General features: G+C 67.4%; 13 protein-coding genes. 10 read left to right on the forward strand and 3 right to left on the reverse strand.

Annotated features, from left to right (window positions below; all coding sequences use genetic code 11):
• Positions 1-54: 54 nt before the first annotated feature.
• From AB0I14_RS13690 to pknB, 7 genes are all read left to right on the forward strand, one after another.
• Positions 55-1,533, forward strand: a complete 1,479-nt coding sequence (locus tag AB0I14_RS13690) for a DUF3662 and FHA domain-containing protein (protein WP_358021753.1) — start codon at positions 55-57, stop codon at positions 1,531-1,533.
• Between the two features lie 132 nt (positions 1,534-1,665).
• A complete protein-coding gene (locus AB0I14_RS13695) occupies positions 1,666-2,133 on the forward strand; it encodes an FHA domain-containing protein (RefSeq protein WP_029110475.1) in 468 nt (155 codons plus the stop codon).
• 31 nt (positions 2,134-2,164) lie between these two features.
• A complete protein-coding gene (locus AB0I14_RS13700) occupies positions 2,165-3,694 on the forward strand; it encodes a protein phosphatase 2C domain-containing protein (protein ID WP_358021758.1) in 1,530 nt (509 codons plus the stop codon).
• Positions 3,691-5,106 (forward strand): FtsW/RodA/SpoVE family cell cycle protein, encoded by a 1,416-nt coding sequence (locus AB0I14_RS13705; RefSeq protein ID WP_358021761.1) that lies wholly within the window; start codon positions 3,691-3,693, stop codon positions 5,104-5,106. The genes AB0I14_RS13700 and AB0I14_RS13705 overlap by 4 nt, the downstream gene beginning before the upstream one ends.
• The gene (gene pbpA, locus AB0I14_RS13710) at positions 5,103-6,581 is read left to right on the forward strand and encodes a D,D-transpeptidase PbpA (protein WP_358021764.1); all 1,479 of its coding nucleotides are present in this window, start codon (positions 5,103-5,105) and stop codon (positions 6,579-6,581) included. The genes AB0I14_RS13705 and pbpA overlap by 4 nt, the downstream gene beginning before the upstream one ends.
• Before the next feature lie 73 nt (positions 6,582-6,654).
• Positions 6,655-7,926 carry a protein kinase gene (locus tag AB0I14_RS13715; RefSeq protein WP_358021767.1) on the forward strand — a complete coding sequence of 424 codons (1,272 nt, stop codon included), beginning with the start codon at positions 6,655-6,657 and terminating at the stop codon, positions 7,924-7,926.
• Positions 7,923-9,794, forward strand: a complete 1,872-nt coding sequence (pknB, locus tag AB0I14_RS13720) for a Stk1 family PASTA domain-containing Ser/Thr kinase (RefSeq protein WP_358021770.1) — start codon at positions 7,923-7,925, stop codon at positions 9,792-9,794. Before AB0I14_RS13715 ends, pknB begins: the two co-directional genes overlap by 4 nt.
• On the opposite strand, the gene AB0I14_RS13725 is transcribed toward pknB, so the two are convergent.
• Positions 9,772-10,446 (reverse strand): aminodeoxychorismate/anthranilate synthase component II, encoded by a 675-nt coding sequence (locus tag AB0I14_RS13725; RefSeq protein WP_358021772.1) that lies wholly within the window; start codon positions 10,444-10,446, stop codon positions 9,772-9,774. The genes pknB and AB0I14_RS13725 overlap by 23 nt on opposite strands.
• 31 nt (positions 10,447-10,477) lie before the next feature.
• On the reverse strand, positions 10,478-11,227 hold the full coding sequence (locus tag AB0I14_RS13730) for a DUF881 domain-containing protein (protein WP_358021775.1): 750 nt from the start codon (positions 11,225-11,227) through the stop codon (positions 10,478-10,480).
• Between the two features lie 94 nt (positions 11,228-11,321).
• On the opposite strand from AB0I14_RS13730, the gene crgA reads away from it, so the two are divergent.
• Positions 11,322-11,606, forward strand: coding sequence for a cell division protein CrgA (gene crgA / locus AB0I14_RS13735; RefSeq protein WP_358021778.1), 285 nt, complete (start codon positions 11,322-11,324; stop codon positions 11,604-11,606).
• Positions 11,607-11,761: 155 nt separating this feature from the next.
• On the forward strand, positions 11,762-12,178 hold the full coding sequence (locus AB0I14_RS13740; protein WP_358021781.1) for a PH domain-containing protein: 417 nt from the start codon (positions 11,762-11,764) through the stop codon (positions 12,176-12,178).
• An 87-nt stretch (positions 12,179-12,265) separates the two neighbouring features.
• On the opposite strand, the gene AB0I14_RS13745 is transcribed toward AB0I14_RS13740, so the two are convergent.
• A complete protein-coding gene (locus tag AB0I14_RS13745; protein ID WP_358021784.1) occupies positions 12,266-12,811 on the reverse strand; it encodes a peptidylprolyl isomerase in 546 nt (181 codons plus the stop codon).
• A gap of 134 nt (positions 12,812-12,945) precedes the next feature.
• On the opposite strand from AB0I14_RS13745, the gene cwsA reads away from it, so the two are divergent.
• Positions 12,946-13,347 carry a cell wall synthesis protein CwsA gene (cwsA, locus tag AB0I14_RS13750; RefSeq protein ID WP_358021786.1) on the forward strand — a complete coding sequence of 134 codons (402 nt, stop codon included), beginning with the start codon at positions 12,946-12,948 and terminating at the stop codon, positions 13,345-13,347.
• Positions 13,348-13,361 lie beyond the last annotated feature (14 nt).

Raw genomic sequence — 13,361 nt, forward strand, 5'->3', positions numbered from 1 at the left:
CACGGGTGGCCGTGCCGAGGCGACGTACGACAACGAGAAAAGGCGGGCGGTGACATGGGTCTGGTCGACCGCATCGAACGCAAACTCGAGTCGACCGTCGGCGATGCGTTCGCCCGGGTCTTCGGCGGCTCGATAGTGCCCCAGGAAGTAGAGACGGCGTTGTACCGGGAAGCCGAGTCCCGAGCCCGTACCGTGGCCGGTGGACAAGTTTTGGCGCCGAACGACTACGTAATTACGCTCAGTGGCACTGACTATAAGAAGGTAAGCGCCGATACTGACCTGACCTCGACCGCGTTCGCCAAACATCTGGGGGGATTCATTCGTGATCAGGGGTGGCAAACGTATGGTGATGTGGTCGTTAGATTCGAGCAATCACCGAACCTGCACACCGGACAGTTCCGCGCACATGGCGCGGTTAACCCCGATTCGACCGCTGGCGAATCCGCGCAAGCCCAAGGCGACCATGCGTTCACCGCAGAATCAGGAGAACCACCTATGACCGATAACCCGAATTACCGCGGCGGCCAGGGACAAGGGCGGCCCGGCGACGACTATTACGACGACCGTTACGGCCACCCTCAGGATGATCCCCGTGGCGGGCAGTACCCGCCGGAGCAGGGCGGTTACCCCCCTCAGGATCAGGCCGGCTACCCGCCTCAGCGCGGCGGATACGGCGACCGGGGTGCCTACCCAGACCAGGGTGGGTACCCGGAGCAGGGCGGCTACCCCGATCAAGGTGGGTACCCCGATCAAGGTGGCTACCCGGACCAGGGTGGCTACCCTCCGCAGTCCTACGAGCAGCAGCGCCCGCCCGCCGGCTACGGCGGTCAGCAGGGCGGCGGTTATGACCGCGGCTACGGCGGCCAGCAGGGTGGCGGCTACGGCCAGCCGCCCCAGGCTCCCCCGCCCGCGCAGGGTGGTCAGCCCGGCTACGGCGGCGGCGACCAGGACTACGGACGTCAGGATCCCCGCCAAGGTGGCGGTTACCCCGAGCAGGGCGGTTACCCCGAGCAGGGTGGCTACGCCGCCGGCGGCGGCGGTCAGGCCTACGGACGCCAGGACTACGGCCAGCAGCCGGATTACGGTCGCGGCTACGCCGAGCCCCCGCAGGGCGGCGGTTACGCGGAGCCGGGCTACGGCGAGCCGGGCGGCTACGGCGGTGGCGACTACGGCGCACCACAAGGTGCCCAGCCCGGTTACGGCGCGCAGCCGGGCGGCTACGGCGGCGGTGACTATGCCGCAGGCGGCGCCGCGGTAACCCTGCAGCTCGACGACGGCAGTGGCCGCACCTACCAGCTCCGCGAAGGCGCCAATGTGATCGGTCGCGGTCAGGACGCCCAGTTCCGTCTGCCCGATACCGGGGTGTCACGCCGGCATCTCGAGATCCGGTGGGACGGTCAGGTCGCGTTGCTGTCAGACCTCAACTCCACCAACGGCACCACGGTGAACAACGCACCGGTGCAGGAGTGGCAGTTGGCCGACGGCGACGTGATCCGGCTGGGCCATTCCGAGATCATCGTGCGCGTGCACTGAGCCTGGCGAGACCGGACACACCTGAGTGGCAAGCACCCCGCTTCGCCCTCACGGCGAACGCCGCCCAAGTATCGTGACGTTGCCGACGGTAGCTGAGCGATACCAGTGGGGCGGATACGGAGAGGACGTCAGATGCAGGGGTTAGTGCTGCAACTGACGCGTGTCGGATTCCTCCTGCTGTTGTGGCTGTTCATCTGGTCGGTGCTGCGCATCCTGCGGACCGATATCTATGCGCCCACTGGCGCGGTGATGGTGCGCCGGGGGTTGGCTCTCCGGGGCTCACTGCTACCGAGTCGAGACCGACGTCATATCGCGCGGCAATTGGTGGTCACCGAGGGCGCGCTGGCCGGTACCCGCATCACGTTGGGTGCCCAGCCGGTGCTGATCGGCCGCGCCGACGATTCCACTCTGGTGCTCACCGATGATTACGCTTCGACGCGCCACGCCCGGCTCTCGCCACGAGGTTCGGAGTGGTACGTCGAGGACCTAGGATCGACCAACGGCACATACCTTGACAGGGCGAAGGTGACAACAGCGGTAAGGGTTTCGATCGGGACGCCGGTCCGAATCGGTAAGACGGTAATCGAGTTGCGCCCGTGACCGCGCGCATGCGAGGAGCACGAGAAACACCATGACCCTCGTACTCCGATACGCCGCGCGCAGTGATCGCGGGCTGGTTCGCGCCAACAACGAGGACTCGGTGTACGCCGGGGCGCGGTTGCTGGCGCTGGCCGACGGCATGGGCGGCCACGCCGCGGGTGAAGTGGCCTCACAGTTGGTCATCGCGGCGCTCGCGCACCTCGACGACGACGAGCCCGGCGGCGACCTGCTGGGCAAGCTCAACACGGCTGTCGCCCAAGGCAATGCCGCGATCGCGGCCCACGTGGAGGCCGATCCCGAACTCGAGGGTATGGGCACCACGCTCACCGCGATCCTGTTCGCAGGCAACCGGCTCGGCCTGCTCCACATCGGCGATTCCCGGGGCTACCTGCTCCGCGATGGTGAGCTCACCCAGATCACCAAGGACGACACCTTCGTCCAGACCCTGGTCGACGAAGGCCGGATCACCGCCGAGGAGGCGCACAGCCATCCGCAGCGCTCGCTGATCATGCGGGCCCTGACCGGCCACGAGGTCGAGCCGACGCTGATCGTGCGCGAGGCCAAGGCCGGCGATCGCTACATGCTCTGCTCGGACGGTCTGTCCGATCCGGTCAGCCACGAGACCATCCACGAAGCCCTCCAGATCGAGGACGTCGCCGAGAGCGCCGACCGATTGATCGAGTTGGCGCTGCGCGGCGGCGGGCCGGACAACGTGACCGTCGTGGTCGCCGACGTCGTCGACTACGACTACGGGCAGACCCAGCCGATCCTGGCCGGCGCGGTGTCCGGGGACGACGACCAGACCGCGCCGCCGGACACGGCTGCCGGACGGGCTTCGGCGTTCAACCCGCGTCGCAACGAGCCCAAGCGAGTGGTTCCCCAGCCGGCCGAGCCCGACCGCAAGCCGCGGTCGCGACGCCGGGTGCTCATCGCCGCGGTGCTGCTCGTGCTGGTGCTCATCGGCGGGCTGGCGATCGGCCGGGAGATCATCCGCAACAACTACTACGTCGCCGAGCATGACGGCACGGTGTCGATCATGCGCGGGGTACAGGGCTCGTTTCTGGGGATGTCCTTACAGGAGCCGTACCGCCTGGGCTGCCTCAACGCCCGCAACGAACTGTCGCTGATCAGCGTCGATCAGGACCGGAGCCGTCTCGACTGCCGGTTGATGGCGGTCAACGACCTGCGTCCGTCCGAGCGCACCTCGGTGACCGCGGGCCTGCCCGGTGGCACGCAGGACGAGGCCATCAAGCAGATCAACGACATGGCCCACGGCTCCGTCCTGCCGGTGTGTGCACCGCGCACCGCGCCGACGACATCGAAGACCACCCCACCGCCCAGTCCGTCACCGTCACCGTCGCCCGGTGCTGCGCCGGCACCGCCTCCCGCACCCGGCGCGGAGACGCCGGCGCCAGAGACACCCGCGCCTGAATCCCCGGCGCCCGGGGCTCCCGGGACCGCCGTTGTCCCGGCCCCGGTTCTACCGACACCGTCGCCGACGGTCACCGCATTGCCGCCCCCACCACAAGAACCGGGGAAGAACTGCCGGGCCGTGTCATGACGACTCAGCCCCAGTCGCCGGTTACCGTCATGCCGCCGCTACCCAATCGGCGCAACGCGGAACTTCTGCTTCTGGGGTTCGCAGCCTTCATCACCACCATCGCGCTACTGATCGTCGAGGCCAACCAGGAGCAGGGTCTGAGCTGGGACCTGGTCGGCTACGTCGTCGCCTTCATCGCCCTGATGGGCGTCGCACACCTGTCAGTCCGGCGGTTCGCGCCCTACGCCGACCCGCTGCTGCTCCCGGTGGTGGCGTTGCTCAATGGGCTGGGCCTGGTGATGATCCACCGGCTGGACCTGGCCAAGGGTGAAACGGCAACCGACGGGCTCGGCGGCACCGCCAACCAGCAGATGATGTGGCTGCTGGTCGGCGTGATCGGCTTCTCCGTCGTGGTCGCGTTGTTGACCGATCACCGCATGCTGGCCCGGTACGGGTACATCTGTGCGCTGACCGGCCTTGTGCTGCTTGTCATTCCGGCGTTGCTGCCGGCGAGGTACTCCGAACAGTACGGCGCCAAGATCTGGATCCAGTTCCCCGGCTTCTCGATTCAGCCCGCCGAGTTCTCCAAGATCCTGCTGCTGATCTTCTTCGCCGCGGTGCTGGTGGCCAAGCGCGATCTGTTCACCAGTGCGGGGAAACATTTCTTCGGACTCGACCTGCCGCGGCCCCGCGACCTGGCTCCCCTGCTGCTGGCCTGGGCCGCCTCGGTGGGCGTGATGGTTTTCGAAAAAGATTTGGGCACTTCACTTCTGCTGTACGCATCGTTTCTGGTGCTCGTCTATGTGGCTACCGAGCGCCTGAGCTGGGTGGTGATCGGGCTTGCCCTGTTCGCCGCGGGAAGCGTTGTGGCATACCAAGTTTTCGGCCACGTCCGGGTGCGGGTGGAGACCTGGCTCGACCCGTTCGCCGATCCTGACGGCGCCGGCTACCAGATGGTGCAGTCCCTGTTCAGCTTCGCCACCGGCGGTATCTTCGGCACCGGTCTGGGCAATGGACAACCCGGAACGGTGCCCGCCGCAGCCACCGACTTCATCATCGCCGCGATCGGCGAAGAGCTCGGATTGGTCGGGCTCGCAGGCGTTCTCATGCTCTACACGATCTTCATCATCCGCGGGATGCGGACCGCGATCGCGGTGCGCGACAGCTTCGGCAAGCTGCTGGCCGCCGGGCTGGCCGCGACCCTGGCCATCCAGCTCTTCATCGTTGTCGGTGGCGTCACCAAGTTGATCCCCTTGACCGGTCTGACCACCCCGTGGATGTCCTACGGGGGATCCTCGCTGCTGGCCAACTACATCCTGCTGGCGATCCTGGTACGCATCTCCCACTCCGCGCGCCGGCCGATCACGACGACACCGGCGCCGAACCCCACCCCCATCGCCGCGGCCAGCACCGAGGTGATCGAGAAGGTATGAACACCTCCCTGCGCCGGGTTGCAGTCACGATCATGGTGCTGATCGTGCTGCTGTTGGCCAACGCCACGATCACCCAGGTCTTCACCGCGGACGGATTGCGTGCGGACCCGCGCAATCAGCGGGTGCTGCTCGACGAGTATTCGCGCCAGCGGGGCCAGATCACCGCGGGCGGCCAGCTGCTGGCCTATTCGGTGGCCACCGACGGCCGGTTCCGCTTTCTGCGCACCTATCCCAATCCCGAGGTCTACGCCCCGATCACCGGGTTCTACTCGCTGGGCTATTCCAGCACCGGGCTGGAGCGGGCCGAGGACACCATTCTCAACGGCTCCGACGAACGCCTCTTCGGCCGCCGGCTGGCCGATTTCTTCACCGGCCGCGACCCGCGCGGCGGCAACGTCGACACCACGATCAATCCGCAGGTGCAGCAGGCGGCCTGGGATGCGCTGCAGCAGGGCTGCAGCGGTGGCCCCTGCAAGGGCTCTGTGGTGGCCCTGGAACCGTCGACAGGCAAGATCCTTGCCATGGCGTCGTCTCCGTCGTACGACCCCAACCAGTTGGCCACACACGACCTCAACGCCCAGAGCCAGACCTGGCAGCAGTTGCGCGACAACGAGCAGTCCCCGCTGCTCAACCGCGCCATCTCGGAGACCTACCCGCCGGGCTCGACGTTCAAGGTGATCACCACGGCAGCGGCCCTGCAGGCCGGCGCCACCCCCGATACCCAGCTCACGGCGGCACCGCGGATCCCGCTGCCGGACAGCACCGCGACGCTGGAGAACTTCGGCGGGTCCTCATGCGGTCCCGGCCCCACCGCGTCACTGCGCGAGGCGTTCGCCAAATCGTGCAACACCGCTTTCGTTCAGCTGGGCCTCAACACCGGCGCCGACAAACTCAAGTCCACCGCCCAGGCCTTCGGCCTCGACGAACCACCTCCGACCATTCCGCTGCAGGTGGCCGAATCGACCACCGGGCCGATTGCGGACGCGGCTGCACTGGGTATGTCCAGTATCGGGCAGCGTGATGTCGCGTTGACGCCCCTGCAGAACGCGCAGGTGGCCGCCACCATTGCCAATGACGGCATCGCCATGCGCCCGTATCTTGTGGATAGCCTAAAAGGACCCGACCTGACCACGATCGCCACCACTGCGCCCGCCCAAGAGCGCCGGGCGGTGTCACCCCAGGTCGCAGCTACACTTACGGACTTGATGGTCGCCGCCGAGCAGGTGACTCAGCAGAAGGGAGCCATCGCCGGCGTGCAGATCGCTTCTAAGACCGGTACGGCAGAGCACGGGACGGATCCCCGTAACACTCCGCCGCATGCCTGGTACATCGCATTCGCACCGGCCAGCGACCCCAAGGTCGCGGTCTCGGTGTTGATCGAGGACGGCGGGGACCGGCTGTCGGCCACCGGCGGCGCACTCGCCGCCCCGATCGGACGCGCCACGATAGCGGCGGCGCTGCGGGAGGGTTCATGAGTCCGCGAAGGCGACCCGGAGTGAGGATCGCAGCGAGGGACGAGCGAGGACCGGAACGACTGGGAGTCGAGCCATGAGCCCTCGCGTTGGAGTCACGCTGTCCGGGCGCTACCGGCTGCAGCGGCTGATCGCCACGGGCGGCATGGGTCAGGTCTGGGAGGCTGTCGACTCCCGGCTCGGCCGACGTGTCGCGGTCAAGGTACTCAAGGCTGAGTTCTCGACGGACGCGGAGTTCGTCGAGCGGTTCCGGGCCGAGGCCCGCACGGTGGCCATGCTCAACCACCCGGGCATCGCCAGCGTGTACGACTACGGCGAGACCGATATCGACGGCGAGGGCCGCACCGCGTACCTGGTGATGGAGCTCGTCAACGGCGAGCCCTTGAACTCGGTGATCAAGCGCACCGGGCGGCTGTCGCTACGCCACGCCCTGGACATGCTCGAGCAGACCGGACGCGCCCTGCAGGTGGCGCACACCGCCGGCCTCGTGCACCGCGACGTCAAGCCCGGCAACATCCTGATCACGCCGACCGGCCAGGTGAAGCTGACCGACTTCGGCATCGCCAAGGCCGTCGACGCCGCCCCGGTCACCCAGACCGGCATGGTGATGGGCACCGCCCAGTACATCGCACCGGAGCAGGCCCTTGGCCACGATGCCACCGCCGCCAGCGACGTGTATGCGCTGGGAGTCGTTGGCTACGAATCGGTTTCGGGTAAGCGCCCGTTCACCGGTGACGGTGCGCTGACGGTCGCGATGAAGCACATCAAGGAGACTCCGCCGCCGCTGCCCGCCGATCTGCCGCCCAACGTGCGCGAGCTGATCGAGATCACCCTGGTGAAGAACCCGGGGATGCGCTACAAGTCGGGTGGTCCGTTCGCCGACGCGGTCGCCGCAGTGCGTTCCGGCCGTCGTCCTCCGCGTCCGAACCAGGCTCCGACGCTCGGTCGGGCCGCTCCGGCCGCGGTTCCCTCGGCCGCACAGGCCCGCGCCGCAGCCGAGCTCACCGGCCGCACCCCGGTGACCGCCACCCGCGCCAGGCCGACCACGGCCGCGCACCGGCCCGCGCCGGCTCCGCGGCGCACGTTCTCGTCGGGTCAACGGGCACTGCTGTGGGCCGCCGGGGTACTCGGCGCGCTCGCTATCGTGATTGCCATCCTGATCGTGCTCAACGCGCAGGACCGCAAGGATCAGCAGCAGTCACCGCCGCCCACGGTCACCGACACGGTGACCCAGACAACGCCCTTCCAAACGCCGGCAGCGTTGCCGGACCTGGCATTCCACGCGATCGTGCCAAGGGGAGCCACCGCTGAGGTGGTCCCGAAAGCACCAGAACAGATACTGCGATGACGACGCCTCAGCACCTCTCTGACCGATATGAACTCGGTGAAATCCTCGGCTTCGGCGGCATGTCCGAAGTTCACATCGCACGCGATACACGGTTGCACCGCGATGTCGCGGTCAAGGTCCTGCGTGCCGATCTGGCCCGCGACCCCAGCTTCTACCTGCGCTTCCGCCGTGAAGCGCAGAACGCAGCCGCGCTGAACCATCCCGCCATCGTGGCGGTGTACGACACCGGCGAGGCCGAGACACCCAACGGACCGCTGCCCTACATCGTCATGGAGTACGTCGACGGTGTGACGCTGCGCGACATCGTGCACACCGAGGGTCCGATCCCGCCGCGGCGGGCGATCGAGATCATCGCCGATGCCTGCCAGGCGCTGAACTTCAGCCACCAGCACGGCATCGTGCACCGCGACGTCAAGCCGGCCAACATCATGATCAGCAAGGCCAATGCTGTGAAGGTGATGGACTTCGGCATCGCGCGAGCCCTGGCCGATACCGGCAACAGCGTCACGCAGACCGCTGCGGTGATCGGCACCGCCCAGTACCTCTCGCCCGAGCAGGCCCGCGGTGAAACCGTCGACGCCCGCTCCGACGTCTACTCGCTGGGCTGCGTGCTCTACGAAATCCTCACGGGCGAACCACCTTTCATTGGTGATTCGCCGGTCGCGGTGGCTTATCAGCATGTCCGCGAGGACCCCGTCCCGCCGTCGAGCCGCCACACCGGCATCTCACCGGAACTCGACGCCGTGGTGCTCAAGGCCCTCGCCAAGAATCCGGACAACCGCTATCAGACCGCGGCCGATATGCGCACCGATCTGATCCGGGTGCACAGCGGCGAGGCCCCCGAGGCCCCGAAGGTGTTCACCGAGTCCGAGCGGACGTCGATGATGAACTCCGGGCCGATGCTGACCCAGGGCGGCGGTGCGGCCACCCAGAACCTGGTGGTGCCCCGTCCGGCCGATCGCAATGCCTCGGTGGCCCGTTGGCTGATCGCAGTCGCGGTGCTGGCGGTGCTGACCGTGGTCGTGACGGTCGCGATCAACATGTTCGACGGCAAGCCCCGCGATGTGCAGGTGCCCGACGTGAGCAGTCAGCGTTCGGCCGATGCCGTCGCCACGCTGCAGAACCGCGGGTTCAAGACCCGCACCGAAGACAAGCCGGACAACCAGGTTCGGCCGGGGTACGTCATCAGCACCGATCCGGGGGCCAACAGCATGGCGGCCGCCGGGGACGAGATCACCGTGAACGTCTCCCGCGGACCCGAGCAGGCTCAGGTGCCCGATGTGGCCGGGCTGACTCCGAGCCAGGCCAGGCAGAAGCTCAAGGACGCCGGGTTCGAGAAGGTCAAGGAGTCGGCGAGCCCGTCGACTCCGGATCAGAAGGGCCGCGTGCTCGCCACGAACCCACCGGCCAATCAGACCGCGGGCATCATCTACGAGATCACGCTCGTGGTCGGTTCGGGCCCGGAGGACACCGCGGTTCCCGATTGCAAGGGCCAGAGCGTCGATGTGTGCAAGCAGATTCTGACCGCGTCGGGCTTCACCAACACGGTGGTCATCGAGGTCGACAACACCGCGCCCGCGGGCCAGGTGGTCGGTACCGAACCGCCCGCCGGCACGTCGGTGCCCAAGGACACCCCGATTCAGATCCACGTGTCCAAGGGCAACCAGTTCATCATGCCCAACCTGGTCGGCCAGGTCTGGGACGACGTCTATCCGCGACTGACCTCTCTCGGCTGGACCGGGGTACTGGACAAGGGGCCTGACATCCGCGACAGCGGTCAGCGCACCAACGCCGTCGTCACCCAGAGTCCGCCGGCGGGCAGCGCGGTGAACTTCGGGGCGAAGGTCACGCTGAGCTTCGCGTCGTAGCGGCCGCCACGGCGCGGGCCACCTCGGCCTCGAGGGCGGCCACCAGGTGCTCTTCCGGGGCGGCACCGCACACGTCCAGCCAGTTGGCCAGCATGCGGTGCCCGCCCTGGGTCAGGATCGACTCCGGGTGGAACTGCACACCGTGGATCGGCAGCTCGCGGTGGCGCACGGCCATGATGACGTCGCTGTCGGTGTGCCCGATCACCTCGAGCTCATCGGGCACGGTCTCGGGCAGGATCGTCAGCGAGTGGTAGCGGGTTGCGGTGAACGGGTCCGGGAGACCTTTGAGCACCCCGGCGCCGGAGTGGTGCACGACGCTGGTCTTGCCGTGCAGCAGTTCGGGTGCGCGGTCGACGGTGCCGCCGAACGCCACCCCGATGGCCTGGTGCCCGAGGCAGACGCCCAGTAGGGGAGTGCGGGCCGCAGCGCACGCGTGGACCAGCGGGATCGTCGCACCGGCTCGCTCGGGGGTGCCGGGACCCGGGCTCAAAAGCACGCCGTCGAAATCGGCGGCTACCGTGGCGAGGTCGGCGTCGGTGGCCAGGCGCTGATCGTCGTTGCGCCAGACCTGCGCGTCCACCCCGAGCTGACCGAGGTACTGGACCAGGTTGAACACGAAGCTGTCATAGTTGTCGACGACCAGAACCTGCATTGACTTAGGCTACCGGCCCCGAAAACCGAGATTAATAGCCGACGGGGCCCGCGGGTTTCGCGTAGCGCATCCGCACCGGCTCGGTGTGCCCCGTCAGCTCGACCTCGCCGCGAGGCTCCTCGACATAGCCCAATCCGAAGCGCACCACGTACTGCTTGTAGAGCGTGACGTACGGGGCGGCGGCCAGGGCGGCCTGCATGGCCGGGGCATCGCCGATCGCGGTGATGACGTACGGCGGGCTGTAGGTGCGGCCGTTGAGCAGCAGGGTGTTGCCGACGCAGCGGGGCGCCGAGGTCGCGATGATGCGTTGGTCCTGCATCTGGATGCCCTCGGCACCGGCACTCCAGAGAGCATTCAGGACGGCCTGGATGTCCTGTTGGTGCACCACGAGGTCGTCGGGGGAGGCATCGCGCGGGAAGCGGCCCTGGGCGTCGCGCTGGGCGTCGTTGAGCGTGACCACCAGGCCCGGCCCGCGCATGGGCACCGTGCCTGCGTCGACGGCCAACTGCGCCGAACGCCGGGTGATGGCCTCGAGCGCCGCGTGTGAGCTGGGTGAACCGCCGTGATGACTGTCGATCTCGGTGGCCAGGGAATCGCGCTGGGCCGTCAGCCGGTCGACGGACTGCTGGGCCTCACGCACCAGGTCGACGAGCCGGGGTGCGTCGCTGCGGCGAATCTCGTCACCACCGGAGACCCCGTGGGTAGCGGCCAGCAGCAGTCCGGCGGCCAGGCAGACCACCGGTACGCCGAAGCGCCAAGGGGACCGATCAGGTTGGTCCATCGCTGTCTCTCCTGGACGTGCAGCTACGTTAGGCTCGTGGGGCATCCTGCCTCATCGTCGCACCGAACGACGCCGACTGTCCGCGAAGGTACCCATGCCCAAGTCCAAAGTCCGTAAGAAGAACGATTTCACCGTCAAGCAGGTGAGCCGGACTCCGGTCAAGGTGAAAGCCGGGCCGTCGAGTGCGTGGTTCGTCGCGCTGTTCATCGGCCTCATGCTGTTCGGTCTGGTGTGGCTGCTGGTTTTCCAGCTGGCCGCGACCAACCCCGTGGACACCCCGTCCTTCCTTCAGTGGATGGCTGACCTGGGTCCGTGGAACTACGCGATCGCATTTGCCTTCATGATCAGTGGGCTGTTGCTCACGATGCGCTGGCGCTGACCCGAGACCAGACGATAATGAATTCATCTTACGTTTTCAGCGTTACCAGCTCAGCAACGTCGACGATGCTCAATCACATCGTTGTGATTCATCCCCATTGGGGATAGCACCTGTGGATAACTCCATTAGTCGCGGTAAGAGGGTGTGAAGAAGCCGTGCAGCAAACTCAATGGAGCCCACCCACCGCTGGAGTCGCAGGTTGCGCCATAGCCGGAATAGCGATGGCTATCGCAGCTGTGACCGTGATCACAGACCCGCCCGGACGTGTTCTTGCCGGCATAGCTGGCGTGGGATTGCTCACGTTCGCAACATTGTCGTGGCGAGCCCGGCCAAAACTGGCAATCAACCAAGACAGTCTCACCGTCGCCGGTTGGTGGCACGCCCGGACATATCGTCGTAATGAGATCCGAACGATCCGCATCACCGAGTTCCGCCGCATCGCCCGCAAGGTCCGGCTGCTGGAGATCGACACGGCCGATGACCGGCTGGTGGTCCTCACGCGGTGGGATCTGGGAACAGACCCGCTCGACGTCCTCGACGCGCTCACCCAGGCCGGTTTCTCGGCCCGGTAGGCCCGGGAAAAGGAAGCACCCCACACAACACGCGACGCCCCCGGCTCCCGGGGGCGTCGCGCATTGGTATGTGCGGGGGATACCCCGTTATGACACGGTGATCGATTCGACGACGACCGGATCGGTCGGGCGGTCAGAGCGATCGGTGGGGGTGGACGCGATCGCGTCGACAACCTTCTGCGACTCGGGGTCGACAACCTCACCGAAGATGGTGTGGCGCCGGTTCAGGTGCGGCGTCTGGCCGACCGTGATGAAGAACTGGGAGCCGTTGGTGCCCGGCCCGGCGTTGGCCATGGCCAGCAGGTAGGGCTTGTCGAACTGGAGCTCGGGGTGGAACTCGTCGGCGAACTTGTAGCCGGCGTCGCCGCGGCCGGTGCCGGTCGGGTCGCCGCCCTGGATCATGAAGCCGTCGATGACCCGGTGGAAGATGACGCCGTCGTAGAACGGACCGGACGTACCGCCCGAGGCGTTCTCGGTTGTGTAGTCCTTGGTGCCCTGCGCCAAGCCGACGAAGTTGGCCACGGTCTTGGGAGCGTGGTTTCCGAACAGTGCGATCTTGATGTCGCCGCGGTTGGTGTGCAGTGTCGCCGTCGCGGTCTGAATGGGGCTCGTCACGGCTACCCAGTCTGCCATCCCTGCTCGCGGCAACGGTCAGATACCCCACCAAGCGCCCCAGACTCGCGCAGAGATGGCAGTCTGGATCTCAGCCGACAAACAGCCCACTCAGGCCCGCCGCCAACGCCCGCCAGTGCCCAGAAAGGTGCCAGATGACCGCGAACGTCGATACCCGATTGGCCCCCCGTCAGCGCCTAGCCCGCGGTTTGAAATACAGCACTGTCGGTCCGGTCGACGTGACCCGCGGCGTGGTGGGGCTGAGCGCCAACACCGTGTCCGCCGCGGCGGCTGGTCTGCACAAGCGCTACGAGTCGGGCAAGCTGCGCCGTCAACTCGCCGCGGCCGCACAGGCCGTGGCCGCGCTGCCCGTGGTGCTGCAAGAGGCGGCCGCAGCCCCGGAGCCCAAGCGGCGTCACCGCCGGCTGGTGATCGCCGGGGTTGCCGCAGCAGTCCTGGCCGGTGGGGCCGTGGCGTTCTCGATCGTGCGGCGGTCCACCCGCCGCCCCGAGCCCTCATCGCTGCCGCCCAGCGTCGAGGTCAACCCGAAGCCCTGACGCCGCTGCTCCCG

Source organism: Mycobacterium sp. NPDC050441 (genome assembly GCF_040655355.1).
Taxonomy (GTDB): domain Bacteria; phylum Actinomycetota; class Actinomycetes; order Mycobacteriales; family Mycobacteriaceae; genus Mycobacterium.